The following is a 1,273-nucleotide window of genomic DNA, read 5'->3' as shown; positions in this document are numbered from 1 at the left end:
CCCGCCGCAGGCGCCCGTGACGCCCCAGGCCCCGGCGGCACCGCAGGCACCGGCAGCGCCCCAGGCCCCCGCCGCACCGCCCGGTCCCCCGGCCGCGCAGGGCGGCGGGAAGATCAATCTGGACAAGGGCCGGGTCAGCCTCCGGAAGAACGAGACCGTGTCGCTGGTCAAGGGCGGCAAGCCGCTGCTCTCCCAGGTCAAGATGGGGCTCGGCTGGGAGCCCGCCTTCCGCGGCAAGGACATCGACCTGGACGCCTCGGTCATCGCGTACGGCCCGAACCGCAACCACCTGGACAGCTGCTACTTCGGCAAGCTCTCCATCCTCAACGGAGCGATCAAGCACTCCGGGGACAACCTCACGGGTGAGGGCGCGGGTGACGACGAGGTGATCGTGGTCGACCTCGGCCGGCTCCCCGCCGAGGCGACGGGCCTGGTGTTCACCGTCAACTCGTTCACGGGGCAGAAGTTCAACGAGGTGGCGAAGGCGTACTGCCGGCTGATCGACGCGGCCACCGATCAGGAGCTGGTGCGCTTCGACCTGACCGGCGCCGAGCCGCAGACCGGGGTGATCATGGCCAAGTTCGTCCGGCAGTTCTCCGGCGAGTGGGAGATGACGGCCATCGGCGAGTTCGTGAAGTCCCGCACGGTCCGCGGCATGGTCAAGCCGGCGGCGAAGCTGCTCTGACGCGGTCCGGTCCCGCTCCCCTGAACGCACCACGGGCCGCCGCGGTCGCGCATGACCCGCGGCGGCCCGTGGGCCACTGTCTTCAGAGCTTGGTGAGCTTGGAGAAGGGACTCAGGATCCTCCCCTGACGCCCGGAGAAATCGATGAGCACGGCATGTTCGCCCTCGACTCCGATGACTCTCCCCAGCCCGAACTGATCGTGGGAGACACGGTCTCCGACATCGAACTTCTCGGGCGGAGGAGAGGCCGGGGCCTGGCGGTTGAAGGGACTGGACGGCAGGTGGCGCCGGGATCCGGCTGACTTTGTCATTACTTGGAGTATGCGCCCAAGGAGCCCCGCCGCGCCATGCCCGGCGGCTGACCGGCCTCCGGATCACCCGTTCCGGGGCCCTGTTCGCAGGGCGGGAAGGGTCGCCGAAAGGGGTGGCGGAGCGTACCGTGCCCCGTCCGAAACCGAAAGGGTTCCGAGCCTTGATGAAACTGTCCGCCACCGGTCGCGCTGTCCTTGTCAGCGGAGCCTCCCGGGGGCTCGGCCGCGCCCTCGCGAGCGCCTTCGCCGCCAACGGCGACCGGGTCGCCGTCCACTAC

2 protein-coding genes and 1 pseudogene are annotated in these 1,273 nt (G+C 69.8%); 2 read left to right on the top strand and 1 reads right to left on the bottom strand.

Annotation, left to right across the window (positions count from 1 at the left end; genetic code table 11):
* Positions 1–685 (top strand): TerD family protein (locus HY68_RS45345; protein WP_241778629.1); only part of this gene is annotated, 685 nt, incomplete at its 5' end.
* An 82-nt stretch (positions 686–767) separates the two neighbouring features.
* On the opposite strand, the gene HY68_RS40845 is transcribed toward HY68_RS45345, so the two are convergent.
* Positions 768–995, bottom strand: a complete 228-nt coding sequence (locus HY68_RS40845) for a hypothetical protein (RefSeq protein ID WP_078863698.1) — start codon at positions 993–995, stop codon at positions 768–770.
* A 164-nt stretch (positions 996–1,159) separates the two neighbouring features.
* Here HY68_RS40845 and HY68_RS45340 point away from each other — a divergent pair.
* Positions 1,160–1,273: pseudogene (locus tag HY68_RS45340) on the top strand (3-oxoacyl-ACP reductase); the annotation flags it as partial.

This window comes from Streptomyces sp. AcH 505, from assembly GCF_000818175.1.
In the GTDB taxonomy this organism is placed as follows: domain Bacteria; phylum Actinomycetota; class Actinomycetes; order Streptomycetales; family Streptomycetaceae; genus Streptomyces.
The sequence above is the reverse complement of the archived record's forward strand: the minus strand, read 5'-3'. Positions and strand labels throughout refer to the sequence as shown.

Bases quoted from the DNA above. Each gene is read 5' to 3' on its own strand.
- HY68_RS40845 (WP_078863698.1), bottom strand. From the start codon at position 995: ATGACAAAGTCAGCCGGATCCCGGCGCCACCTGCCGTCCAGTCCCTTC.